General features: G+C 57.8%; 20 protein-coding genes. All 20 read right to left on the reverse strand.

The features are described from left to right. Window positions 1-33: 33 nt before the first annotated feature. Window positions 34-798, reverse strand: coding sequence for an ankyrin repeat domain-containing protein (locus AX755_RS16095; RefSeq protein ID WP_058684075.1), 765 nt, complete (start codon window positions 796-798; stop codon window positions 34-36). Next, complete coding sequence (locus AX755_RS16100) at window positions 795-2,261, reverse strand: hypothetical protein (RefSeq protein ID WP_062857076.1); 1,467 nt, start codon at window positions 2,259-2,261, stop codon at window positions 795-797. Before AX755_RS16100 ends, AX755_RS16095 begins: the two co-directional genes overlap by 4 nt. Before the next feature lie 36 nt (window positions 2,262-2,297). Then, a complete protein-coding gene (locus AX755_RS16105; RefSeq protein WP_023620597.1) occupies window positions 2,298-3,731 on the reverse strand; it encodes a serine/threonine protein kinase in 1,434 nt (477 codons plus the stop codon). Window positions 3,732-3,755: 24 nt separating this feature from the next. After that, complete coding sequence (tssH, locus tag AX755_RS16110; protein ID WP_062857077.1) at window positions 3,756-6,371, reverse strand: type VI secretion system ATPase TssH; 2,616 nt, start codon at window positions 6,369-6,371, stop codon at window positions 3,756-3,758. A 38-nt stretch (window positions 6,372-6,409) separates the two neighbouring features. Beyond that, window positions 6,410-7,453: a type VI secretion system baseplate subunit TssG gene (tssG, locus tag AX755_RS16115; RefSeq protein ID WP_013096190.1), complete on the reverse strand. Its 1,044-nt coding sequence runs from the start codon at window positions 7,451-7,453 to the stop codon at window positions 6,410-6,412. Then, window positions 7,450-9,321: a type VI secretion system baseplate subunit TssF gene (tssF, locus tag AX755_RS16120; RefSeq protein ID WP_038420938.1), complete on the reverse strand. Its 1,872-nt coding sequence runs from the start codon at window positions 9,319-9,321 to the stop codon at window positions 7,450-7,452. The genes tssG and tssF overlap by 4 nt, the downstream gene beginning before the upstream one ends. Before the next feature lie 2 nt (window positions 9,322-9,323). Then, the gene (gene tssE / locus AX755_RS16125; RefSeq protein WP_013096188.1) at window positions 9,324-9,887 is read right to left on the reverse strand and encodes a type VI secretion system baseplate subunit TssE; all 564 of its coding nucleotides are present in this window, start codon (window positions 9,885-9,887) and stop codon (window positions 9,324-9,326) included. Further along, on the reverse strand, window positions 9,880-10,692 hold the full coding sequence (locus tag AX755_RS16130) for a type VI secretion system accessory protein TagJ (protein ID WP_020690873.1): 813 nt from the start codon (window positions 10,690-10,692) through the stop codon (window positions 9,880-9,882). The genes tssE and AX755_RS16130 overlap by 8 nt, the downstream gene beginning before the upstream one ends. 9 nt (window positions 10,693-10,701) lie before the next feature. Further along, window positions 10,702-11,688 (reverse strand): hypothetical protein, encoded by a 987-nt coding sequence (locus AX755_RS16135; protein WP_058682228.1) that lies wholly within the window; start codon window positions 11,686-11,688, stop codon window positions 10,702-10,704. Between the two features lie 16 nt (window positions 11,689-11,704). Then, window positions 11,705-12,502, reverse strand: coding sequence for a PP2C family protein-serine/threonine phosphatase (locus AX755_RS16140; RefSeq protein WP_013096185.1), 798 nt, complete (start codon window positions 12,500-12,502; stop codon window positions 11,705-11,707). Then, entirely contained in the window at window positions 12,499-14,268 is a 1,770-nt protein-coding gene (gene tagH / locus AX755_RS16145; RefSeq protein ID WP_062857078.1) for a type VI secretion system-associated FHA domain protein TagH, read from the reverse strand. Before tagH ends, AX755_RS16140 begins: the two co-directional genes overlap by 4 nt. 87 nt (window positions 14,269-14,355) lie before the next feature. Then, entirely contained in the window at window positions 14,356-14,709 is a 354-nt protein-coding gene (locus tag AX755_RS16150; protein ID WP_013096183.1) for a T6SS amidase immunity protein Tai4 family protein, read from the reverse strand. Beyond that, the gene (locus AX755_RS16155) at window positions 14,706-15,197 is read right to left on the reverse strand and encodes a type VI secretion system amidase effector protein Tae4 (protein ID WP_013096182.1); all 492 of its coding nucleotides are present in this window, start codon (window positions 15,195-15,197) and stop codon (window positions 14,706-14,708) included. Before AX755_RS16155 ends, AX755_RS16150 begins: the two co-directional genes overlap by 4 nt. A gap of 58 nt (window positions 15,198-15,255) precedes the next feature. Beyond that, complete coding sequence (locus AX755_RS16160) at window positions 15,256-15,738, reverse strand: Hcp family type VI secretion system effector (RefSeq protein WP_008502640.1); 483 nt, start codon at window positions 15,736-15,738, stop codon at window positions 15,256-15,258. Between the two features lie 335 nt (window positions 15,739-16,073). Continuing rightward, window positions 16,074-17,573 carry a type VI secretion system contractile sheath large subunit gene (gene tssC, locus AX755_RS16165; protein WP_013096181.1) on the reverse strand — a complete coding sequence of 500 codons (1,500 nt, stop codon included), beginning with the start codon at window positions 17,571-17,573 and terminating at the stop codon, window positions 16,074-16,076. 3 nt (window positions 17,574-17,576) lie between these two features. Next, window positions 17,577-18,101, reverse strand: a complete 525-nt coding sequence (gene tssB / locus AX755_RS16170; RefSeq protein ID WP_008502644.1) for a type VI secretion system contractile sheath small subunit — start codon at window positions 18,099-18,101, stop codon at window positions 17,577-17,579. A 75-nt stretch (window positions 18,102-18,176) separates the two neighbouring features. Beyond that, complete coding sequence (gene tssA / locus AX755_RS16175) at window positions 18,177-19,193, reverse strand: type VI secretion system protein TssA (RefSeq protein WP_062857079.1); 1,017 nt, start codon at window positions 19,191-19,193, stop codon at window positions 18,177-18,179. A gap of 11 nt (window positions 19,194-19,204) precedes the next feature. Next, the gene (gene tagF, locus AX755_RS16180; protein WP_062857080.1) at window positions 19,205-19,921 is read right to left on the reverse strand and encodes a type VI secretion system-associated protein TagF; all 717 of its coding nucleotides are present in this window, start codon (window positions 19,919-19,921) and stop codon (window positions 19,205-19,207) included. A 16-nt stretch (window positions 19,922-19,937) separates the two neighbouring features. Next, on the reverse strand, window positions 19,938-23,558 hold the full coding sequence (tssM, locus tag AX755_RS16185; RefSeq protein ID WP_062857081.1) for a type VI secretion system membrane subunit TssM: 3,621 nt from the start codon (window positions 23,556-23,558) through the stop codon (window positions 19,938-19,940). Between the two features lie 2 nt (window positions 23,559-23,560). Next, window positions 23,561-24,799, reverse strand: coding sequence for a DotU family type VI secretion system protein (locus tag AX755_RS16190; protein ID WP_013096177.1), 1,239 nt, complete (start codon window positions 24,797-24,799; stop codon window positions 23,561-23,563). Window positions 24,800-24,813 lie beyond the last annotated feature (14 nt).

Genomic DNA, 24,813 nt, shown 5'->3' on the forward strand with positions numbered 1-24,813 from the left:
ATATAATATATTGAACGTATATCCTACTGCTTATCATTGTTTTACTGGCGCAGGTGGCCATTTACCGCCATGTTGAATAAGGAGTTCTTTTATTTCGTTAAGTTTTTTATACTCATCACTACCTTCTTTAGCTCTTTCAAGATAGCGTTGGAGTTGGTTACCCATCGTCCAGCCATTTTTGGCTCTAATTTCTGTATCAGCACCCCGTTTCAGCAGTAGCATTACGTGATCGTAAGCATGATAGTTTAAGGCTTCAAACAATAATGTACTGTTTAGTGAATCAGTGATATTAATGTTTGCCCCTCGATCCAGCAGAGCCTCAAGCGTGTCCGTATTTTTTGCTTTGATGGTTTCAAAAATTATAGGCTCATGAAACGTTTTATCTTTAGCGTCAGGCGATAATCCCCCGTCGAGTAAAGCATTGATCCAATCTGCACTGTCCGCATTCAATACAAACTCAGCGGGACTGCTTTTACCCTGCGGCCTCGGTTGCAGGGGATCAGCACCAGACTTAACCAATAAAGTGACGATTTTTAATCGAGAAGGAGTTTTATTGTCATTGATACTGTTACCAAGCGCCCAAAACAGAAGCGTCATGTCTTGCTTACCTGGTTTGTTAAGATCAGTTTGCGGCGCAAGTTTTTCAACACCGTCAATATCGCCATGCTGAATATCTTCAGCCAGAACCAGTTGCTGACCGCTGAAATAATCTTGTGGATTTAGATCCATATCTTGTTTACACCCCTGAATCAGCAATGAAAATAGAATCACGAAAAAGGATACAAAAAGCTTATTCACAAACGACTCCTGATTATCGAAATATCTTCGTCTTTTTGCTGTTCTATACAATTAATGGCTTGTCCAATCCCGTGCCTGTCGAGTGCTCCACCAACCCCACCAGGCAGATCATGAGGAATACCTGCGGCATCAGGTGCCAGTGCTGACAACTCTTCTTTAGCGATTAAGGACGGAACATGTCCTCTCACCATTTTGAAGTCCTCAACAAGATCGACTTCCTGAATTTTAGTCAGCAACTCTCCTTTGACGCGGTAGGCCTGTATGTTTTCAGCGCTTCCCAATAAACGTCCGCCATATTTTTCTACTGTCCCGCTATTTAACCCTGACGCATTAAATGTCCAGGCCGCTTTTCCACTTGCTATAGACGTTGCCGAGGCCAAGCCGCCCCCTAAAGAATGACCAGCAATATCAATCGGCTGGGAAGACATTGCTATTTTTTCACCCAGTTGCACTGCACTGCGGTAATAAGGTGCTTCAAACCCTATTCCTTGCTTAAAGTTATTCGCCCAGTCGGCACCATTTTTTATTGAGGCGAATCCATTTTTATTTCGCAGCGAGTCCAGATGCTCTGAAAGCGATGGCAACCCCGGTTCCCTCGATCCTCTAAAAACCAGCGTCGAATTCATGTCTTTACCGAATACACCCGGATCAGGCTGATATACGCGTGACAGAAAATCAGGTGAGTCAGCTCTATCGAAAAGATCTTTGCTTTTAAGGCCAAACTTTTGCAAAGCACCCGCATCATTACTGATATCCTTCCACCCCTCCGGTACTCCCGGCGTGGCCTCAAGCGGGTTCACGGTCTTATACACATTCTCTGCCAGCTTCGCTTTCTCAAACGCGATATTATTCGCCGCCAGCCGCTTAGCCGCGATTTGCGCATCCGGATAGAGGCTATTACTCCCCTTCGCAATCAGATCCTTACGCGCCTGCCAGCGTTCAGCTTTGGTCATATTCTCCAGCTGTGCCGCATAGGTTTTACCGTCTTTGCCCGGCGTCGGCTCATCCGGCATCTGTGCCGCTTTGGATTTGACTACCTGTTTCGGCAGCACCGTTGGCGCAGGGCGGGAGCCATAGGTTCGCACCATGGTTTCGTAGCGGTCGACAATTGTACTCACCGGGTACCAGCCCAGACCGTCCAGCGAGGCAGCCTGCAGACGGCCATCAGCATTGATATAAAATATCTCCGTCACTGACGACCAGTTACGATAGCTCTCGTCGATCGCCACCACTCTGCCCATGTCGAGATCCTGCACAATCAGCTTACGGGTATCGCGCCCGGACTGGTAAGGATTCGCGCCAGTGATGGAGTGCAGCAAGTCGTAACGTGTAAACAGCGAGCGCAGCGAATTGTCGGGCACCGACATAATCCACTGCCCGGCAACGGACGGGCGGATAATTTTCGCAAAAAGCGCGGGCGAGACGTTCTCGCTGAAAAGATAGACAAATTTTATGTTGTACATTCGCTCCGTCCTGTTACCAGTCCCTGTTCGCCTTGTTTACGGATTCACCAGCCAGGTGCCAGGCTTCACGATATCCAGCGTCTGGCTACGGGTTCTGCCGTTGCCCTGCAGTTCAATGCTCACCTCACCCGCCGGCAGCTTGAGCGATGCATAGCCGTTGTTCGCCGGACGCAGCGCTTTCGGCTCGCCGTTCACTTTCAACGTCTCGCCGTCAAGGATGCGAATGTAGACCAGAGCAATCGGGCTGGCTTCAACCGGTGGCGGCGTCGGTTGCGCTGTCGCAGGCGTTGCCGCTTGTTCGCTCACCTTCGCGGTCTCCGGTTTGACATCTGGCGCGTTCGATGCGGTTTCCGTCGTGCGGGATGCTTCCGGCGCTTGCGCAGCCTGCTCTGGTGCATCGTGGCCGCCGCTGAACAGCATCGCGCCAGCGACCACCCCGACCAGCACACCCGCGGCAACCATCCCGGGGATCTTGTAACGACGCCAGTCAAACGCCGAAGCCGGTGCCTCTTCTTCCACCGGCACCAGCATGGTGCCCGGTTTTTTAGCAGTCAGCACGTCATCGATACCGGCGACCGGCATCTCGATTAACGCCGCGAACTCATCAATAGACTGCGGACGGTCTTCCATGTGCAACGCCAGGGCACGGTCGATAGCCTGCAACAGCGACAGGGAGTACCCCTGCGGCTGGATTTCCGCCAGCGGTTTGCAGGTATCCTGAATAGAACGCACCACGCTGACCGGCGGCGGTGAGCCCACGATCAGGGTGCGCAGCACCGCGCCGAGCGCGTAGATATCCGTCCACGGTCCCTGCTCGCTTTCGTTGTCGTCGGTGTACTGCTCGATAGGCGCAAAGCCCGGACGCAGCATGGTCTCGGTTTCGTCAGAGAGGTTACCGATGGTGCGACGCGCGGAGCCGAAGTCCAGCAGCACCGGCAGGCCGTTATCCTGGATCTGAATGTTATCCAGCGAAATATCGCGGTGCAGATAGCCCTCGTCATGGATGGTCTTGATTGCGCCAAACAGCATCGGCAGCGTACGACGGATCCATGCCTCGTTAATCAGCTCCGGCTTCTCCTCGCGCAGGCGAGAAAGCGTGGTGCCGCTGTAAAACAGCGTGCCCATGTAAGCCGTATCGTTTTGCACCCAGAAGCGCAACACGTGCAGCAGGTTCGGGTGGTTGAAGCGCGCCAGCAGGCGGGCTTCCTGAATGAAGCTGTTCAGCCCCGCCGAAAACGCTTTGCCAAAGCGTTCGCTGCGCAGTACCAGCGTCATGTCGTCGCCGCGCACGGCGAGCGAGGAAGGCATAAATTCTTTGATAGCGATAGTGCGTTCGAGCTGGTGATCCCAGGCGCGATAGACGATGCCGAATCCGCCGCCGCCAATCACCTCTTTAATTTCAAACTCGTTGAAGCGATACCCGACCGGGAGCGCGTTTGGGACAGTCCGATTGTTATCATTATCCGTCATCTTTTACAGTTCTCTTGATGATTATTACGCGGCAAACTGACAGTGAAACTCGCCCTGCTCGCAGGTGACATGCAGACGTCGGTACTGCTCGTCGCTGCGGCTGGCGGTAAGTAATATCTGACTCATCTGAGGCAGCAAGGTGTTGGTCAGGATCGCATCCACCATACGTCCACCTGATTCCACCTCGGTACAGCGCTGAACAATCTGTTCTACAACGCTGTCATCAAACTCGGAAATAATATTGTGATTCTCTTCCAGCCGACGCTGAATGCGTTTGAGCTGCAGGCGAACAATTTGCCCCAGCATCGCGTCGCTCAGCGGATAGTACGGCACCACCAGCAGACGGCCCAGCAGCGCCGGTGGGAACACCTCCAGCAGCGGCTGGCGCAGCGCCCCGCTTAACGCCTCCGGTTCCGGCATCAGTTCCGGATCGGCACACATGGCGCTGATAAGCTCGGTCCCGACGTTAGACGTCAGAATAATAATCGTATTACGGAAATCAATGTGACGACCTTCGCCATCCTCCATCCAGCCTTTGTCGAAGACCTGGAAGAAGATCTCATGTACGTCCGGGTGCGCTTTTTCGATTTCGTCCAGCAGCACCACGCTGTAAGGACGGCGACGGACGGCCTCGGTTAACACCCCGCCTTCACCATACCCGACGTATCCCGGGGGTGCACCTTTTAAGGTGGAAACGGTGTGCGCTTCCTGGAATTCACTCATGTTGATGGTGATGACGTTCTGCTCCCCACCGTACAGCGACTCCGCCAGCGCCAGCGCGGTTTCGGTTTTCCCCACGCCGGACGGGCCACAGAGCATAAACACGCCAACCGGCTTGTTCGGATCGTCGAGTTTTGCCCGGGAGGTTTTCACCCGGCGGGCAATCAGATCCAGACCGTGACGCTGGCCAATCACCCGCTGGTTCAGCGTGTCGGCGAGGTTCAGTACCGCATCAATCTCGTTTTTCACCATCCGGCCCAGCGGGATGCCGGTCCAGTCAGAGACTACGGCCGCCACCACGTTTTCATCCACAGCGGCAAACAGCAGCGGTTCATCACCCTGTAAGGCGTTCAGCGCCTGCTGCTGCTCTGCCAGTTGGCTGCGCAGCTCAGCGGTGTCGTCATCGCCCGCCGCAAACAGTGCGGCACGCAGGCGAATGATCTCCTGCACCAGGCTACGCTCGTCTTCCCAGCGCTGAGCCAGGGCCTCACGTTTGGCCTCATACGCGTCACGCTCTGCGGTTAATGCCGTGACGCGCTCAGATTCCCCTGCACCGACGCGCGCTTCGCGCTCCGCTATCTCAATTTCTACGTCCAGCGCCGCAAGATGGCGCAGGCAATCTTCCAGCTGCGCCGGAGGTGCACTCTGGCTCACCGCCACGCGGGCGCAGGCCGTATCCAGCAGCGCAACGGCTTTATCCGGCAGCTGACGGGCCGGAATGTAGCGATGCGAAAGCTTCACGGCTGCGCTAACCGCTTCGTCGAGCAGTAAGACCTGGTGGTGGGTCTCCAGCGGCGACACGGTGCTGCGCAGCATCAGAACCGCTTTGGCCTCATCGGGTTCATGTACCTGCACCGTCTGGAAGCGACGGGTCAGTGCCGGATCTTTCTCGATGTATTTTTTGTATTCCGCCCAGGTAGTGGCACCAATGGTACGCAGTTGTCCACGCGCCAGCGCTGGCTTCAGCAGGTTGGCGGCGTCACCGGTGCCCTGCTGACCGCCCGCACCGATCAGGGTGTGGATCTCATCGATAAACAGAATGACTGGCGTGGCGCTGGACTGCACTTCGTTGATTAATGCCTGCAGACGGGCTTCGAACTCGCCTTTCATCCCGGCACCGGCCTGCAGCATACCGATATCCAGCAGCCACAGCTGAATGTTTTGCAGCGGCTCCGGCACATCGCCGTCGGCGATGCGCAGCGCCAGCCCTTCCACCACCGCCGTTTTTCCGACGCCGGCTTCCCCGGTCAGCAGCGGGTTGTTCTGGCGGCGACGCATCAGGATATCGATCATCTGGCGGATCTCTTCATCGCGCCCAACCACCGGGTCAATTTTGCCTTGACGGGCACGGGCGGTCAGGTCCTGACCATACTGGGCCAGCGTTCCCTGGGCAGCAGGCACCGAACCGGCTGGCGCATCCACTGCGGCAGCGGCCTGCTGCGTCTCTTTGCTGTTGGCACAGATAGTATCGAACTGCTCAATCAGCACCTCGACGTTAAGACGGGTAAACTGCGCCGAGATGCTCTTCAGCACGTTCGCCAGATTCCAGGTTTTCAGAATGCCGATCAGCAGATGGCCGCCGCGGATACGGCTGACGCCAAACTTCAGCGATCCATAGACCCAGGCGCGCTCGACGGCGCTGTCAATATGTTCGGAGAGATCGGAAACGGAACTGGCTCCGCGCGGCAGGGCATCGAGCGCCGCCACGATATCGCGCGTCAGCTGCTGTTCGTCGAGGGCAAAATGACGGATCACCTGTTGCAGATCGCCATCCTGCTGCTGCATCAACTGATGCAGCCAGTGCACCAGCTCGACGTAGGGGTTGCCGCGCAGCTTGCAGAACGCGGTGGCGCTTTCCAGAGAGGTAAATAACAGCGTATCCAGTTTGCCGAAAAGCACGGCACGGCTAATTTCTGACATGTTAGTTTCCATTAACAATGATTCGGTATACGGAAGGATTACCGCTCTGCGCGATACACCAGATCGCCACGCGGGACAGGCTGCGGCTGAAGGCCCAGCCAGGTGTTGTACCCCAATCGCCCGGTGCTGCCGAGCGTGGCGCCCTGCACGGCGTCAGCGCGCAGGATCACCCGTGTTTCCCATTCAAATTCCACCCCTGCGTACTGGCGTACCCAGTCCCGCAGTTCGGTTACCCATGCTTCTCCGGGCAAAAACCGGTTGTACTCTTCCGCGCTGAGTGGGCCAATCTCGATGCGAAATTTATGCTGCACGTCGCGGACCGCCACGCCCAGAAACGCAGATTCGCCCATCCGCGGCACGCGGCGTCCTGCTCCCAGCTGCGCCTGCTCGCGCGGTGAAAGCGGCATCCACTGCGGTACGTTGGCGATCAGTTTGACCGGGGCTTTAAAATAGTTACGCAGGATTTTTTCCAGACCTTCAGGATCCCGTCCGTGGCGGGTCAGGTGTCCGGCGTGGGTAAAGCGGGCATGGGCGCTCAGGCTGCCTTTGTCCATCTGGCCGGGCTGCCCCATACCAATCAACGACGCCAGATATCCCTCAAAACGTTTATTGTCGGCGCGGTCGAGGGAGACGGCAGGCTGCGCATCGGCCCAGGCGCGATAAAACAGCAGCGTCAGACGATGATGAAACAGATCGGCAAACGCGCTCAGGCTGGTGTCCTGATGATGATGAATCCGCTCGCGGGCGTACTCGGTCATGTGAACCGGCAGCGGCCCGTTAGGACCAAACAGGCCGAAGCTCAGAATGGAGACCTCGTGCAGCCCGTTGCCTTCGCGCTGGCGTACCTGCGCCACCGTCGAAGGTGCAAAACTCATCGACGGCTGCTGGCCCAGGCGTAGCGGCTCGAATTTTGGCAGCGGCGCACGCCCCAGCGGGTAGCGCTCCCCGCCCTGAGCATCAATGCGCCTTAACAGCTGGAACAGATCGTAGCGCCATGGCGTCTCGCGAACCCCGCGCCAGAAACTGTCCGGCAGCGGCGTCAGACGATGGACCTTCAGTGGCGCAGTGACAACGTCGCTCATACCAGTGCCCTTTTGCCCATACGCGGCGCCCAGTAGCCGATCTCGCCGCGCTGCTGACTTTTCAGGGTGAATTCCGTGAAGCTGTTGATCGACACCAGACGGGCAAACAGCCGCTCCAGCACGCTACCGAAAAGCCAGGGACTGGCACCGGAAAACGCACGTTCATCCACCGTCAGGGTAATGCCGATGCCACGGGCGAAGACGACCGGTCCCGGCTCGGGCACGCGGCGGTGAACCGGCTCCAGCACGCAGTGACGAACCCCTTCTACCTGACGCGCAACCGGCGTCTCCGCGAGATTGGCGTACAGCCCTAACAGCTGACGCAGCGCGGCGGCGCCCTCTTCGTTTTCACTGTCCATCAGGCTGAGGTAGTTCATCTGTAGCTGGCTGATCAACCGCCAGGTGCTGAACCCTTCTGCCAGCGCCGGACGCGGCGGCGTCGGCCCCTTACGCAAGGTCAGCGACTTCACCGGCATGGAGTCAGCCATAATGAACTGTCCCAGCTCCTGCTGCAGCATCAGCGGCAGATCCCGGCTGGTGCACAGCACCTCGGCGGAGATGTAGCGCAGGTTCTCCTGCCAGGGCGCATGCTGCTCATCCACCAGCGAGACAAAGACCTCCGAGCCAATGTAGCCGGTGCGGGTGCCGTAACGCAGGGCATGCTCAGAGAGCACGCGTTGTTCCCGGCGCAGGGAAAAGTAGGCCCCGTAGTTGCCCGCATCACCGCTCCAGGTGCTCCAGAACGGACGAAACGTCTGGTCGTCGCGTTGACCATCCGCGCTGCCGTATATCTTATTTACCGCGTAAATTTCGTAATCCAGCGGGCGGATGTTATCCACCACCAGATGGTATTCATGCTGGCCTTCGCTCAGCTTCTGACGCGCCGCTACCTTCGGGAACAGGTTGATCACCGGCGTGCAGTGCAGGGCCAGATGGCTGGCATCGACAACGCGCTCCAGCTGTTCATCGGTTTTATCCAGCAGAATGAAGATATCGAAGGCTTTTTCGTTTTCGCAGCGCTGGATCAGTTTGCTCAGCCCGCTCAGGCTGATGAAGCGGAAACGGGCCGGAAAAGCAAAGTACTCCTGCAGCAGACGGTAGCCGTCAAAGTTGCGCAGATCGTCCGGGAGTAGCGACTGATCCGCGTCAAACCCTTCCTGACGCAGGGCATCAGACGCCAGCACATCACGCTGCGGATGTTTGCTGACGGTCTGGCAGACCACCCCGACATGGTGCTCCATTACCAGCTCCAGCAGCTTTAACGCCTCGATATCCGGGCCGCTAAGGAAAAACTCCAGCCGGTCAAAATCAAGGTGGCCGAGGTTTTGCGGACCGTCGCAGGCAATGCGGATCCGTAAGGCGCTGCTGATCCCCTGCTGGCCCAGACCAAGCTGTGTCAGGGGCAGGTCGGCAGGCACACCGCCCAGTTCAACCTTGTCGATTTTCAGCGGCAGCAGGTTCACCTCATGCGCCGTGGTGTAGCTGCAGGTCACGCCGGTTTTCTTCAGCGCCAGGCTGTCCATCATTGTGCCGCGCGGCACGATAAAACCGTTGCTCAAATCGCCACGGCTGCTGTCAGGCTGAATTTCAGCAATCGCCATGGACGGAGTGGGCGCGAGATAGTTAGGCGCAATCATCTCCAGCAAGCGCTGGGAGAAGCGCGGAAACTCCGCGTCCATTTTCATCTGCACGCGCGAGGTCAGAAAGGCAAAGCCCTCCATCAGTCGTTCGGTGTACGGATCCGCCACTTCGATGCCGCGCATGCCCAGCCGTCCGGCCACTTTGGGATAGCGCTCGGCAAATTCGGCGCCCATCTCACGCAGATAGGCCAGCTCACGGTTGTAATATTCGAGCAGTTTACTTTCCACGATCACCCCGCATCTTTCAGTTCAAAGTGGCCGTTTTCCAGATCGACATCGGTACGAAACAGAAACTCCAGCGGGTACGGCACACACCACAAACGCCCTTTTATCTCGATGGAGAGCACGTTGTGCAGATCCAGCGAGGAGGTGTCCGACACACAGCGGACCTGCAGCCCCTGGGGCAAAATGCGGGGTTCAAAGTTGACAATGGCCTCAGTGAGTTTGCGCTGAATGTCGTGCCATTCGATATCCGACATGCGCTTTCCGGCCAGCGGCGCAACGCCAAAATTCACTACCGAACGGCTTACGTGTGGCAGCATGCTCAAATCGCCGGAGGCGTCGTGATTGATGGTATTAAACAGCCACTGCAGATCCCGCAGCACGTTGCGACGCAGCGCGGCATGGGTGATCAGGTTGCTGTTGGCCGACTCGCGCTTTTTCTCCGGGTCGTTATCGGTGAGGCGATCGAGCAGCGAGGGCTGCATTTTATCGCGCGCCCCCACCTTCTCCTGCTTACTGCGGGCTTGCCAGCCGCTGCGCAGCAGATCGCCTTCGCCAGCAGGATTACTCATGGGCTCCATCCGTTGCAAAAGTAACGAGACTCAGCGACAGCAGCGGGCTTTCGCTTTGCTCGCTGAGCCAGGCTTTCTGCCCCAACCCTTCATACAGAGTGCCGTCATCATCGAGCGGCAGCCACTCGGTGGTGCGTGCGAGTTTAACGGCGTCAGAGGCATCGGCGGCAAAAGGATAACGCGCCGGGATCTGACACACCTGCTCCGTCCCATCGGTCAAACGCACCAGCGCATGACGCCAGACCAGATCGGTGACGCTGGCCGGAGCCTGGAAACGGATCTCCGCGATAGCGCTAAACGGCAACCAGAAGTAACGGCCGTTAACAAGGGTTTCGCACACCGGCCCCAGACGGGCATCGCCGTCCATCAGCCATTCAAAGGTCTGCGTCTCATCATTCTCTAGCGTCCATTGCCCCGCGCTCGCCTGCGCCTGTTCAAGGGCTTCCAGACGCAGCGCGTGAGCGCGTTCATCGCTCTCGCTCAGCGCGGCAGCAAGGGTGGTCAGCCATGGCCACTGGGCTTCCGGCATGGCCGGACGACGTTCTCCCGCCATCACCTGCGCGCGCTGCAGTTCTCCCTGAATGCACTGCTCCAGCAGGGTGACGGTGGGTTTCGCCTGCGGCTTAAGCGCCAGCCAGCTTTTCAGCTGGGTCAGCGCGCGCGTCCAGTTACCGCTGAGGGTGAGAAACTGCACAAACGCGGCACGGAGATCGGCATCCGCCGGACGGGCTTTAATCTCGTTTTCAAGACGCACCAGCGCGTCGCTGAGCGACTCGCCCGCCAGATGTTGATAGAGCGTATTCATAGCCATTCCTTAGTTTGCCGCGCGCCAGGCGCCCACTGCCGGGTCACGCAGCTGAGGACGCAGGGTATCAATCAGGACAATATTCAGCGTGGTGCCAGGGGTAACCCAGGCGCTCCAGACCTTCTTCACTGCAGCAATACGCGCCTGCAGTTTTGCATCGTCGCTGGCGGTTTCACGGGAGATCTCCACGGCCACCGTGCCGTTGCTTTTCCAGCCGTTCAGGGCGCTGTCGTAAGGCAGGATCATCCAGCTCTGGTCGCTGTTCGGGGTGCTAAAGACCATACGCTCTTTGTTGACGGAGGTGATCAGGGCATGTTCCGGGTCGACGCTTTGATTCAGCCCCATCACCGGGAAGCCGTGAATGTAGGTCACCGCTATCTCTTTTTGACCGCCGCTGCGGGTCTGCGAGATAACCGTGTGGCCGCTCAGCCAGCTGCCGTTGCCGCAGCGGGTCGTGTCGGAATCCGGAATAAACAGCGCCGGCGCGGAAGATCCGCCTTCCCAGAAGGTGCGCAGATGGCAGCCGTCCTGGAGGGTAAACTCCTGCCACGGTGTGCGGTCAGCGGCCACCGTGTTGGTTTCAGCGTTCTGGTCAGGTGGCAGTAACGCGCCGCTGGTCTGGGTCGCAGCGGGCGCCGTCTGCTGCTGTTTCACCACCAGCTTCCACTCCTGAGCTTTGTCTGCCGTTCCCTGCGCAAGCGTAGTCCCTGCCGGATCGTTGAGGGCCCAGCTCAGCTTATTCACTTTGCTGCACTGGTGTTCCAGCAGCGAGCCGAGACGCGGAACAAAGTTTTCCAGCACTGAAACGTCTTTATTGCCGTTCGCCACAATGCGCAGCGCAATCTCTGATTTACACCAGCTCTGCGGGGTGTTGTCTTTGATGTTGTCGATCCAGATATCCAGCTTCTGCGCAGGTGACTGCACGATGCGGAAATTTTCAGCCTGGGCGGTGGAGGCCACCGCCAGAAGTGCCAAACCCGATAGCCAAAGTTTCATATCGTTCCTTGTGTGTCTAGTCAGTTCCGCAGGGAAGAAATTGTGCTGCGTCAGAGAGCGTATGCAGCAAAGTGGTGTCCTGAGGGTTGCCCATCCATACCGCCAGCGCCGTATAGTTATCCTGAGCATTCCCCTCCTGTTCAGCATTCTTTTGAATGATTTGGTTCATTAAGGTCAGCCACTCCTGTGGGGTGTTGACCATATGCAGCGACTGTTTCATCTGCTCTTCGCTGACGCCGTGCCAGAAACCGTCGGTGCAGAGTAAAAAGGCATCGCCGTCTTCAACCTGCACCACGTCGCTGTAGCTCGCTTCCGGGCCACCGTTTTCAATGCCCAGCGCCAGATACAGCAGGTTGCTGTTGAGATTATCGGTCTGGTGACCGGCATCTTTCATCTGCTGAACCAGGCTGTGGTCGGTGGTGACATGCCACAGCCAGCCGCGACGAAACAGGTACAGACGGCTGTCCCCGGCGTGTGCCCAGTAGGCCAGACGGTAATCCCGGTCGATAAACAGGCTGACCAGCGTAGTACCCATCCGGCGATAGTCCTGCACCGCCTGCTGTTCGCTGAGAATGGTGCGATTCGCGGTTTGCACATAGTCACGAATATGCTGCGCGTTAAGGTGTTTGTCGCCATCAAAACGGGAGATGATGCTATTGCGGGCCAGTTCAGCGGCCACCTCACCGCCCGGCAGACCAGCGATGCCGTCACAGACGACAAAGCAGGCTGAACGTTCCCCTATGGTTTCTCCCGTCTGGTCCTGATTGCTGGCGCGCGTTCCCTGGCGGGAGAGAGAAGCCGTTGCGATATTCATTTTTCTTCCGATCCGCTCTGTGAGTCTTTGTACTGATTGACCTCCATGTCATAGGCATGAAGGAACGCTTCGCCAAACAGGGTGTGGAAGTCATCCTCAATCTCACCGGCCGTCTCGCCATAGCTGCGAACAAAGTAGTCCCACAGCGCGGCTTTGCGGCTGCCCGGCAGCGCCAGACGAGAGGTCATGCCGTTCTGCTTCGCCTGCTCTTCCAGTTGCTCCGGGTTAAAGGACTGCAGCATCGCGGCGATGATGGCGCGGATACCGGAGATCATCCCCAGCTGATGCGCCTGCAGATCGATCAGCGCGTCACGCACTGATTTGGTGGGTGGCATAAAGCCCGGCATCGGCGTACCGAACATCTGAATCAGGACCGTTTTCCCGGTCGGCAGCAGCTTGAACGGGTTGTTGGCATCGTCCAGCACCATGGTCATATCGGCTTTTACGCCGCGCTTGAGGATAGAGCGCGAAGAGAGCAACGCTACGGTGCCCTGCGAGAACATGCCGAGGATCTGGCCCAGCTGACGCATATTTTCACGGTCAAACTGCGGCACCGGCTGCATTTCGCTCAGGCCCATCCCCTCCAGCAGCGCCTCCAGCAGCTCGCCCTGCAGCACCTCGCCTTTCTCACCGTTTTGCGCCGTAGCGCTTGGCGCTGCCGCGTTTTTGACCGGGTCGATACGCAGACGTCCCTTCGGCGTCTGTGCGCTGCTGCGTGCGACGGCCTGCGGCGTAGGCATGGTAAAGCCTGCGTAATCGGTACGTACCGGCTCTTCCTCTTCCGCACGCGGTGGATCCTGTGGCTCAGGAGCAAACAGCGGAGAATCCGCCAGCGGATCGTCCTGCGGTACGGCCTCTGGCTCTGGCGCGGATGCAGATGGCTCAGGCACGATCTCATCCGGATGGGTTAACGGCGCCCCGCCCATCAGCCCGAGCGGATCATCGTTACGCGCGGCTGGCGCGCTGGCCGAACCACCAAACAGGGCCAGCGGGTCGAGTTCATCCGTCGCCTCTTCTGCAGGCGCAGGTTTGCTCTCTACCGGCGGCACCAGCGTTGAAGGGGTGACATCGTCAAAAATGCTCTCTTTTTTGAATAACGCTTCATCGCTGAACAGCGTGTCGGGATCGACATTCTTACGCTCAAGCTTCGGCTCGCTGTCGTTGAACATTGCCAGCGGATCTTCAGCGTTACGCTCGGGTGCCGCGGGTTGCGAGAAGGGATCGTGAGACGCCGCAGGCTGCGGTTTCGCGCGGTTGCTGGAGATGCTGTCAGAGATAGAGAACTCCTGCATCAGGCTATCCCAGATTTCCGACGGCACGGCCGTTGGCTCCGCCTTGCCGCGCGGTGCGGCACTGGCTGGCTTCGGCTGCGGAACAGGTGTCGACGCCACTGTCGGGCGAGCCTGCTGCTGCATACTGGCGGCCATGCGGCTCACCGGCTGCGTGTCGTGGATAAGTTCCGTCACTTCGATGCGGTAGTCATCAATACCGAGAATATCCCCGTCCTGCAGCTCTACCTGACGCCCCCGCTCCAGCGGGATGTCGTTCAAAACCACGCGGGTGACGCTGCCACGGTTGGTCACGCGGCATTCGCCCTGGGCGTCAACGTGAACAATAGCCTGCAGGCGCGAGATGGTGCGGTCATTGTCCGGCAGTACCAGATTGTTATCCGTACCGCGCCCAATAGTGCCCCCGGGGGCATAAAAATCACAACTGCTCTGCGGCGGCTGATGACCGGGTTTCGTAGAAATAATCGTGAATCGCATGGCGTATTCCTGCTGGTATGATTAGCGCTCAAACGCTGCCGCTCTCGGGGGTGAGAACGGCGGCGTTTGAGGCCGATTTCATCTTTACTACTTTGAGGATTTGAGTGGTCGAATAGCGTCACTATTAGCGATCAAGGTGCACTTCAATATCTGATAATGACCAGGCTCGGTACCACCTACCTTCTGTTTCAGTAAAGAAACAATCACCTCATCAGCTTTTTCAAAATTTTCAGCAGGCAGATTGCTTGCTTCCAGCCATGCCGCGGCGCTGGCATCAGCATCTTCTTTCAGGCTTTTACTGTCCGCAATCTTACCGATGCATCGATTCTGCACCCAGTTTTCGAAGATTTGTTGTTGAGAAAAAGTACTGATATCAGGCAACGTCTGGGCATTTGCGGCGGAGGCAACGAAGGCTAAGACAAAGAGCAATGGCTTTTTCATTTCAGGCTCCAGAAGGTTGCGTTAGTAGGGATAAATGAACCATTACCCGGTGAGCCAAGGAAATGACAATCATCCGAACAAATATTTCCGTTCCAGAGTGTTACATGCCCGGTTGCATCAAGCCAGCCATGCCCGGTAAAAATAATAATACCTTGCTTGCCCGCAAATTGTGCTGGGGTTGGAGAAGAAACAGATATGTCAGCTTTTCCCAATACCGTGGGTAAAAAAGCAATCATATCTTTAACACGGAACATATATCGCTTCTTGTCGCTCCCGGTCACGGTTGCATATTTACTATTAGAAGGAACTGGAATGCCACAATAATTTAAAACATAGCTCATACGAATGGGGCAGGCATTTTTAAAAATACCAGCATCTATATTATGCTGAACTTTCCCCCCCAATAACTTGCCAACCTGTTCTACGTTGACGTTCACTTCTTTAAATCGGTTCCAGGCGGCACCAAAAGCAGGACGCATATGAGACATCTTGTTTCTCCTTGAAAAGAAGCTCAGGAAAAAGTGGGCCCTTTCGGACCCACTACTATTATGCTTCTTTGTTTTCTTTGATGTTCCAGCCAGCGCTGCTTTCAGCACCTTTACCACCAGAGGTGGTCTGCTCCCAGTACTGCTGTTTCACTTTCGCAGCCTGGAATGCATAGGTCACACCAACGGTATCGCCGTTGTCTGCACCGGTGTACTGAACAGACGTTACCAGAACGTCTTCCAGGGTAATGCGAGAGTATTCCACCTGCTGGCCACCGGCTTTACAGACGGACAGCTCAACTTTGGTCAGGTGTTTACCGCTGGCGCAGTGTTTCAGGATTGCTGTGGTGGATTTGTCGATCAGAGCGTTAACGTGCAGATCGTTAAAGTTAACTTTACCGGCACCGCCGCCACCGCCAACGCTCATATTACCTGGCTGGGAAGCGCCCCAGGAGAAGGAGGTAATATCAGTCCAGCCGGTGTGGTTAGAATCTTTAGATTCGCCCGTAACACCCTCGACCTTCAGAAACATATCAATAGCCATAATATCTACTCTTCGTGGATGAACAATATTGCTTTCGAAAAAGCACTTATATGGCAAACAGGAAAGCATGGGGCTGAATAAAACCGTCCATATTTTACCTCTGCCTCATATCAAATGACCCGTGTCATTTGACAGTCTTACATTCCCTCCCGAATAAAAGGAAAGAATGAGAAGTCTTTTACTACCGAACGTTATTCCGGACCCTCTCAGGACCAGTCTTTCTTGCCGGGTGGCGCTTTGCTTACCCGGCCTACGCTGTGCAGCGATATCAATATATTTCACGTTGCATTGTAGGCCCGTGCAAGCGTAGCGCCGCCGGGCGAAACTCACAAAAATTACGCGTCTTTCGTCTTCAGCGATGGCAGTTTAGATACCAGACGCAGAGAAACGGTCAGACCTTCCAGCTGGTAGTGCGGACGCAGGAAGAACTTCGCGGCGTAGTAGCCCGGGTTGTCTTCAATCTCCTGCACCTGCACTTCTGCAGCGGCCAGTGGCTTGCGGGACTTGGTCTCCTGAGAGGAGTTGGCCGGGTCACCGTCCACGTAGTTCATGACCCAGTCGTTCAGCCAGCGTTCCATCTCTTCGCGCTCGCGGAAGGAGCCGATTTTGTCACGCACAATGCACTTCAGGTAATGCGCAAAGCGGCAGCAGGCGAACAGGTACGGCAGACGGGAGGCCAGACGCGCGTTGGCGGTGGCATCCGGGTCGTGGTACTCGGCCGGTTTTTGCAGCGACTGCGCGCCAATGAAGGCAGCAAAGTCGGAGTTTTTGCGGTGAACCAGCGGCATAAAGCCGTTTTTCGCCAGCTCGGCTTCGCGACGGTCGCTGATGGCGATCTCGGTCGGACATTTCATGTCCACGCCGCCGTCGTCGCTCGGGAAGGTATGGCACGGCAGGTTCTCAACCGCCCCGCCGGACTCCACGCCGCGAATTGAGGTGCACCAGCCGTACTCTTTGAAGGAGCGGTTGATGTTGGCCGCCATCGCGTAAGCGGCATTCGCCCAGGCGTAGCTGTTGTGGTTCGCGCCGTCGGTCTGCTCTTCAAAGTCAAAGCTGTCGACCGGGTTAGTACGAATGCCGTAAGGCAGGCGCGACAGGAAGCGCGGCATCACCAGGCCCAGATAGCGGGCATCTTCCGATTCACGCAGTGAACGCCAGGCGGCGTATTCGGTGTTCTGGAAGATTTTGGTCAGATCGCGCGGGTTAGCCAGCTCCTGCCAGGACTCCATCTGCATCACGCCCGGTGCGGTACCGGTGATGAACGGACAGTGGGCCGCAGAGCCGATGCGCGCCATTTCACCCAGCAGTTCAACGTCCTGCGGGCTGTGGTCAAAGTAGTAGTCGCCGACGATGCAGCCAAACGGCTCACCACCAAACTGACCGTACTCCTGCTCGTAGATTTTCTTGAAGATCGGGCTCTGATCCCAGCCCACACCCTTGTAGCGTTTCAGGGTACGACCCAGCTCCTGCTTGGAGATGCTCATAAAGCGGATCTTCAGCATCTCGTCGGTTTCAGTGTTGTTCACAAGATAGCTCAGACCGCGCCAGGCGCTCTCCAGCTTCTGAAACTCTTCGTGGTGAATGATCTGATTCACCTGCTGAGAGAGCTGTTCGTCGATACCCGCAATCAGGTTCTGGATGGTGCGATAGGTGTCGTTGGAGAAAGTAACGGTGTTTTCCAGCGCCTGCTGCGCCAGAGTTTTTACCGCGCTCTCGACGGCGGAACGCGCCTGGTCAGTTTTAGGACGGAACTCTTTGTTCAGCAGTGCGCTGAACTCGTCCTGACTGAACGCCTGACCTGCCTGCTGCTCGTGTTGTTGAGTCTGGTTGCTCATCGATTACTCCTCGCTACCTTTCGCACTTTCGTCATTTTTCGGCAACTGGCTCAGGGATTTGAGCAGCGTCGGATCCTGCAGAATTTTAGCGATCAGCTCTTCCGCGCCGTTTTTACCGTCCATGTAGGTCAGCAGATTGGAAAGCTGAGTACGCGCTTCCAGCAGCTTGTTCAGCGGTTCAACCTTGCGGGCCACCGCATCCGGCAGGAAGTCGTCCATGCTGTCGAAGGTCAGATCGACGTTGAGCTTGCCTTCGCCGGTCAGGGTGTTATCCACCTGGAACGCCACGCGTGGCTTAAGCGCCTTCATGCGTTCGTCAAAATTATCAATGTCGATTTCGAGGAATTTACGCTCATCGACGGCCGGCAGATTTTCCACCGGTTTGCCGACCAGATCGGCCATTACGCCCATCACAAACGGCAGCTGAATTTTACGTTCTGCACCGTAGATCTCTACGTCGTACTCGATCTGCACGCGGGGGGCACGGTTACGTGCGATAAATTTCTGCCCACTGTTACTCATTGCCATGATGTTCTCCATCAAAGATGCGCGGTGAAGGTGAAACGACAAGCTCCGTGCCCGTCGTCATAATGCCTGGACGCGTCATTCGCGGCGTCCAAAGATATTTTCCAGTTGGTTAACGCCGTCTGGCGCCAGGTCGCGAATAATGTCCATAAAGTTAAGTTCTGACAGCCGCTGCACCCGTTCAATCATTAGCGGTGCGGGGTGGCTCGGTTCGTACTGCGCAAAATACTGTTTCGCTTTCTCCAGCATCAGCTGGGCGTCGGCGCGACTGGTAACCTGCACGCTGCGCCAATCGGTGACCTGCTGCACGGGTTGGGTGGCCACCGTCTGCGGCTCAGCGTGGTGTTCCGCCTGTGCATCCCGATTGGGCAGCAGCTTGCTGATGTCGGTCACCTGACAGGCGCTGGCGACCAGGCCCACGGTTTTCAGCAACTGCTCCATTTCCGGTACGCCGCTTTCACCAAGGTAACCGCTGAGCAGATCGCGAATGGCCAGCAGCCTTTCGTTAATCAGGATGACGGCCTCTGTACCTGGCTGGTCGCCACGCGCCAGTTCGTCAATCAGCCTTGGGCGGCCGCCGGGATAATCCGGGCATTCGGTTTTGCTGCCATCCAGCAATGCCTGCGCGTCACGCAGCGAAATTTCATCGCCGTTTGAGCGCAGCAGCGAGGCGTTTCGCAGCGCGACGGTCAGGTCAGATTTATCGCTCAGCGCGGCAAGGGCGTTAATGCGATAGAACGGGTCCGTTTCGCCATACTCCTCCAGCAGTGGATAGAGCGGCTCCCAGTAGCGGGTGATCGCCTCCTGCACCAGCAGCAGGCCGTCCGCGTAGCCCGGCAGCCCACGACGTCGGGTCCAGGCATGGGTTAACGCCAGCATGACGCGAAGATCTTTGGTGCGCCCCAGCAGGCTGATGGCGAGCTTTTCTACCGTATTCCAGTCAGCGGGCTCGGCGGGAATGATCGTGTCGCCGAACTGCTGTTCCGCTTTACCCTGGCTTGCCTGTCCCATAGCCTGAAAATCGGCGTCGTACTCAAGGTTGTCGCCGCAGGGTTTTTCGGGGCTTATCGGCGCGAGAAATTCTTCGATATTCATGTGATCCCTGCTTATTCAAACATAGGCGGATAAAGACCGTGACGGCCTGGTCGGGCGCCGCCAGCCGGATCGAACAGCAGCGTAAAGAGCTGCCCGGTGAAGTTTCCGCTGTGGACGTGGGTGTAGAGCGGGTAGCCGTCGCAGCGGTTGGTCCACCAGTAGCTGGTCTGACGAAGCGGGTCAAAACACTCCGCCGCCTGAGGCCAGCCCAGCGTGCTCTGGCCGTCTTCGTCATAACCAATCACATCAAGGATGTCGGAACGCTTCTGCGGCTCGACGGGCTGCGGCGCCGGAATCGACATCAGCATCTCATCCAGCTGCGAGGAGGAAAAACTGTTGCGCACCGCATGCAGCCCGAGACGGCCAATCTGCTGATACCAGCTTTCAGCCTGGCTGAGCAGGTTGGTCGACCACTCTGACGGGGCGAAGCTCAGTTGAATGCAGATCGGGTACTGTCGGCCCACGCTGTCACGGCCCGGCAGCAGGCAGCCCATCTGGATCATCTGGCTGCCCAGCATCGGCGGGACAACAAAGTTCCACACCGGCGCCTTGTTAAACTGGCGTTCGCCGCTGCGCTGCTCTTCCTGTTGCCAGGCCAGCAGGCCGACCTGAAACCAGTGCGACCACTGACGCTGTAGGGTGTCAGGAAAGCGACGCTGCAAAAAATCTCCGGCGCTGGGTAATTTGCCATACCAGCTGTAGCGGTTCATCGCAGGGGTATTCGTCATACGGCTGTCCTTGCGGTTATGGGCATGAGAAACGAGGAAGCTGGAACGGATTGCGAATGCTGTTCGGCGCAAACTCCAGCGTGACCTGATGGCCATCGACGTTGAACGTGGCCTGACGGCTCAGACTACCTGCCCCAGGGCTGGTGCGCGCTTTATCGAAGAAGCGGTTCAGCGCCCAGGCGCCGTTGGTTACCAGCGTCGCGGTGCTGCCGTTGGCCAGACCCAGCTGCATACGCACCTGGTTGGTGCCGCCCGGCCCTGGCCAGTTCATGATCTGCACCGCCTGTGGACCGTGGCTGTAACGCAGCAGTTGGCCGTCAACGTCCAGCGTCAGGTTAAGAATGGTGTTATCCATCCGCACGGTACGCACCGTCACCTTGAAAGAGGGGGTCGTCGCACCGTTAGCAAAGAAGGCATCGCGAATGGACTGGGCCTGCTGGAACGGTCGCAGCAGTCCTTCACTTCCCGGCAGCGTTTTCCCGTCGATCCCCGGCATAAAGCGCCAGTTCGCCTGAGTGGTATCCACTTTGTTGGTCAGGTTGTCGCGAAAGAAGGTATCCATCAGCCCGGTACCCGGCGCAAACATGCGTGCCAGATCGTCCGGCGTCACTTCGGTGCTGGCGCTGCGCACCAGCGGGTAGTGACCGGCAATTGCCTGACGGCAGAAACCACCCACTTCGACGTTAATGCGCTTACGGACGTTTTCCAGATCGCGACGCTGGGTATCACTGCTGGCCCCCACCGCCATGTTGCTGAACATGGTTTGCAGCCCGCCCGGCAGACGCCCGGCGCTGGCCTGCAGACGGCTGATTGCTTCACCACCCGGGGCTGGCATGCCGCTGTTGGCAGCGTCCTGCACCGCGGTCAGGTAACGATACAGCTCATCCACCTGCTTGAGGAAATCATCAAAGACGATGGTTTTGCCGCCCTTCTCCAGCGGCTGAGCCAGCTCGATCATTGGCGCGTAGTGGTCGGTCACCAGCTGTTCAGGTGCCTGCGTCACTACTGCCCCCTGCGTCGGAGCATTGTCGTTATTGCTGAACAGCGCTTCGAGGGTACGGGTGGCGCGGTTACTCTGGTCTTGCGCTTTCCCCGCGTCCTCCGGCGCTGGCGCGTTGCGCGACAGCGTCAGCACCTGGCTCAGGTTCTGCACCAGACGGCGCAGCGGCGAGTTTGCGCCGGAGAGCAGGCGCGCCGTGTTGATGCGCTGCGAGAGATCGGCGCTGTTGTTAAGCTGAATGTCGGCGAGGAAACGATCCCAGTTTGCGATAAAGTCGCGCATGTAGAGCTGACGCACGGCGTTATCGATCTGCTGCTTGTCTTCCCCGGAGGTGGTCGCGCCCAGCACCCAGGCATCATCTTCGTGCAGCGCCGTGGTCACGCTGTCAATCTGGCTGTTAAAGCTCTTCCAGTAGCCGTCCGGGGTGTAGAGCCCCGGCACGCCTTCGCTCACCGGTTTGCCGCTTTTGCGGGAGAACACCAGTTCGCTCTGCGGGCCACCCAGGTCGGACAGGGAGACCGGCTTCAGGTTGTCGTCATGCTCCAGCAGACGCTTCAGACGCCCATACACGCGGGTGGAGAGCGGCTGCTGGTTGATGAGCGCCCTCTCGCGAGCCACCAGCGCTTCGTCCTGGGCATACGGCGAAGCCTGAATTTTTGGCTCCAGCAGCTGCGTCAGGTGCCACTCCAGCTGTTGCAGCTGCGCCTGCGTCACGTTCTGCGGCAGATTGCGCTGCAAATTGAGCATCACCCAGGAATGCAGGAATTTGCCGTCGTAGTGTTTCGGCTGATACAGCATCTGGTAGGCTTTCAGCGCCTCGTAGCTGTATTCCACGTCGCTGCCGTTGTCGTTGCGCAGCCAGGTGGTGATATGCATCGCCACGGCGGGCAGCAGCATCTGATCCAGCGCTTTCTGATACAGCGACTGGGAAGCATCGCTGACGTCATCTCCGCGATAGAGCCCCATACGGCGGGAGACCGGCGGGTCGTTGACATCGAATGCCTCGCTTTTCGGCAGATCGACCAGGCTGTTCAGCAGCGGCAGGAGCGCGAACAGATCGCGCTGGGGCTGATTCTGTAACGCTTTACTCTGCTGCTCCAGCTGCGGGACTTTAGCGTCCACCTCTTCCAGATAGGCCTTATTTTTGGCATAGCTGGTCAGCCACAATCCGCCGAGGATCACCAGCAGCGCCAGCAGCGCCGCGTATCCGGACCAGATCACCGCGCGGTTGCGCAGTTCCCACCAGCGGTTTTCACCGGCAATACCGGCTTCCTGGAAAATGACGTTTTGCAGCAGGTTTTTAATGAAGAAGCTCTGCCCTTTTGCACCAGGGATAGGCGCCTCTTTACTGACCGAATCCCACTTCTCTGCCTCTGCCCCTTCCGGCAGTGACAGGGCGCGGTTCAGTTCACCCATGACGCGGTCGAACGGCATGCCTTCCTGGGTGCCGCTGGCGAAGTATATTCCGCGTGGGGAGAACTCGGTCTCAAAGTTAGAGCGGGCAAAGACCGTGCTCAGGTAGTCAGCCAGCAGCGGGCGCAGCGCCGCGAACTCCTGCGGGAAGAGATACGCTTCGGCACGGGTTTTGGCGTCATGCTCTTTCAGCATGGTCTCCGGCAGCCCGGCGTCCAGACGCTGCTGCAACAGCGAGAACTCCTGGTGGAAGTTCCCCATCAGGTCGAAATCGGCGTGTTTGGTCTGTTCCCACGGCAGCGTGAAGCCCCAAATCTGATCGCGCTGCGCTTTGTCGTAGTCAGCAAACCAGGCGCGGAAGCCTTTAAGCAGGTCCGCCTTGGTCACCATCACGTAAACCGGGAAGCGGATACCCAGCTGTTCATGCAGCTCAGACAGCCGCTGGCGCAGGTTGACCGCCTGCTGGCGCGCGGCTTCCGGGGAGAGCGTCAGCAGATCGGAAATGCTGATGGTGATAATGACGCCGTTAATAGGCTGGCGGCGGCGATACTTACGCAGCAGGCCGATAAATTCCAGCCACTCCCCGGCATCCTGAACCTGCTCGCTCTCCTGAGTGGTGTAGCGGCCCGCGGTGTCCAGCAGGACGGCTTCATTAGTGAACCACCAGTCGCAGTTGCGGGTGCCGCCAATGCCGCGCAGAGCGGTTTTACCGAAGCGATCCGCCAGCGGGAATTGCAGGCCGGAATTGACCAGCGCCGTGGTTTTACCGGCGCCAGGTGCGCCGATAATGACGTACCACGGCAGCTGGTAAAGATATTGCGTACTGAAGCGCTGCGTCCACTGGGCACCGTGTCCCGCTTTGCTGAAGTGGGCTTTCTTCAGCATTTGCGCCGCTTCATCAAAACGTCCGGCGAGGATCTGCTCCTCGCTGTTCAGCCGCTTCTGGGGATCGGCCGCGTCCGGTTTGGCGGTGTTTTCATTGAGCTTGTCCATCAGCTTGCGGTTCAGCCAGGCGTTGTAGAGCCGCGGCAGAATATGCCCCTGCGCCCAGAGCAGATAAACCACCGCAATACTGATGATGCGGTTTTGTTCAGATTCGAGCGGGCGGGTATCCACGATGGATAACAGCGGACCAATCATCCAGATCACCGCCGACAGCGCGGTAACGCCCAAGAAGCTCCACAGAATGCGATTGGTCAGTATGGAAAGAAGAGTCGTCAGCATCCTTAGTTTCCTTGCGGCAATCCGTTCAGCTCAGCCTGCGTATTTTCAGGCGACACCAGCAGAGTTATTTCCACACGGCGGTTACGGGCGCGGTTTTCAGGCGTATTGTTTGGCGCCACAGGATTGATCTCTCCCCGCCCTTCCGCTTTCACGCGGTCAGGCTGCGAGAGGCTTCCCTGCAACATTTTTTGCACGGACCGGGCGCGATCCAAAGAGAGTTCATAGTTGGAGGCGAAGCGCGCGCTGCGAATTGGCACGTTATCGCTGTAGCCCACCACCAGAATTTTGCCGCTGACGTTGTTCATCGCCTGGGCAATCCGGTTGATGACCGGCTCATAGCGGTCACGCACTACGGTAGAGGCTGAAGCGAACAGCCCGTCTCCTTTCAGGATCACCACGCTGCGATCCGCTTCATCCTTCACCGCCACCAGACCGGCGTCGATTTCCGGCTTCAGGAAGCCACGCAGGTTAAGCACCGCAGGCAGTTGACGCGCAGGTTGCTGAATGGTGGTTTCAGGCAGCTGAGACTGGTAAATCTTCGCCAGTACCGGGTTGGTGTTGTCGCCAAGACGCCAGTTGAGAATGATGTAGAACAGGCAGGCGATAAACCCGGCCAGCGCGACACAGGCCCACAGCGGCACCATCGGCCGCCACAGCTTGCGCAGCACGGGACGATCTTCCGGGTGTGGAGAGAGCGGTGCCGGATAGCTGCCGCGCACGCCACGGATCATCTGCCACAGCCGCTGCTTGATAGTTTCCAGCTGGGTGCGGCCATTATCCAGAACCCGATAGCGCCCTTCGAAACCGAGCAGCAGGCAGTAGTTGATCATCTCCAGCAGGAGGATATGTTCACGCGGGTTCTGCGACAGACGCGCCAGCAGCTGGAAGAACTTTTCGCCGCCCCAGGTTTCGTTATGAAACGTGACCAGCAGACCATTGCTTGACCAGACACCGCTGCTGCCCCAGGGGGTCAGCGCCGCGGCTTCATCCAGCGCCGTGCAGAGGCAATAGCGCGCCCCGACGATCACCTCATACGCCAGCCCTGCCTGCTGGCAGCGGACTTCAAAACGGCGAATCTCGTCGATCAGACGCTGGCGCAGTGCCACCTGATCGTCATGAGACACCGAATGACGGATTTGCGGAATCGCGTTGAGCAGCGGATTGGCGGCCGCCACCAGCTGATTGTTGCTACTGGCTCCGGTAAACGCGGCATCACTGCCGGTATCCTGTCGTTCCTGCATATTAAGCGCTCGCT

Origin of the sequence: Enterobacter sp. SENG-6 (assembly GCF_001605945.1) — a bacterium.
Classification (GTDB): Bacteria; Pseudomonadota; Gammaproteobacteria; order Enterobacterales; family Enterobacteriaceae; genus Enterobacter; species Enterobacter cloacae.

Bases quoted from the DNA above. Each gene is read 5' to 3' on its own strand.
- AX755_RS16135 (WP_058682228.1), bottom strand. From the start codon at position 11,688: ATGAAACTTTGGCTATCGGGTTTGGCACTTCTGGCGGTGGCCTCCACC.
- tagF (WP_062857080.1), bottom strand. From the start codon at position 19,921: ATGACGAATACCCCTGCGATGAACCGCTACAGCTGGTATGGCAAATTA.
- AX755_RS16100 (WP_062857076.1), bottom strand. From the start codon at position 2,261: ATGTACAACATAAAATTTGTCTATCTTTTCAGCGAGAACGTCTCGCCC.
- AX755_RS16140 (WP_013096185.1), bottom strand. From the start codon at position 12,502: ATGAATATCGCAACGGCTTCTCTCTCCCGCCAGGGAACGCGCGCCAGC.
- tssE (WP_013096188.1), bottom strand. From the start codon at position 9,887: ATGAGTAATCCTGCTGGCGAAGGCGATCTGCTGCGCAGCGGCTGGCAA.
- tagH (WP_062857078.1), bottom strand. From the start codon at position 14,268: ATGCGATTCACGATTATTTCTACGAAACCCGGTCATCAGCCGCCGCAG.
- tssA (WP_062857079.1), bottom strand. From the start codon at position 19,193: ATGAATATCGAAGAATTTCTCGCGCCGATAAGCCCCGAAAAACCCTGC.
- tssC (WP_013096181.1), bottom strand. From the start codon at position 17,573: ATGAGCAACCAGACTCAACAACACGAGCAGCAGGCAGGTCAGGCGTTC.
- AX755_RS16130 (WP_020690873.1), bottom strand. From the start codon at position 10,692: ATGAATACGCTCTATCAACATCTGGCGGGCGAGTCGCTCAGCGACGCG.
- tssB (WP_008502644.1), bottom strand. From the start codon at position 18,101: ATGGCAATGAGTAACAGTGGGCAGAAATTTATCGCACGTAACCGTGCC.
- AX755_RS16190 (WP_013096177.1), bottom strand. From the start codon at position 24,799: ATGCAGGAACGACAGGATACCGGCAGTGATGCCGCGTTTACCGGAGCC.
- AX755_RS16105 (WP_023620597.1), bottom strand. From the start codon at position 3,731: ATGACGGATAATGATAACAATCGGACTGTCCCAAACGCGCTCCCGGTC.
- AX755_RS16155 (WP_013096182.1), bottom strand. From the start codon at position 15,197: ATGTCTCATATGCGTCCTGCTTTTGGTGCCGCCTGGAACCGATTTAAA.
- tssM (WP_062857081.1), bottom strand. From the start codon at position 23,558: ATGCTGACGACTCTTCTTTCCATACTGACCAATCGCATTCTGTGGAGC.
- tssH (WP_062857077.1), bottom strand. From the start codon at position 6,371: ATGTCAGAAATTAGCCGTGCCGTGCTTTTCGGCAAACTGGATACGCTG.
- AX755_RS16160 (WP_008502640.1), bottom strand. From the start codon at position 15,738: ATGGCTATTGATATGTTTCTGAAGGTCGAGGGTGTTACGGGCGAATCT.
- tssG (WP_013096190.1), bottom strand. From the start codon at position 7,453: ATGAGCGACGTTGTCACTGCGCCACTGAAGGTCCATCGTCTGACGCCG.
- AX755_RS16150 (WP_013096183.1), bottom strand. From the start codon at position 14,709: ATGAAAAAGCCATTGCTCTTTGTCTTAGCCTTCGTTGCCTCCGCCGCA.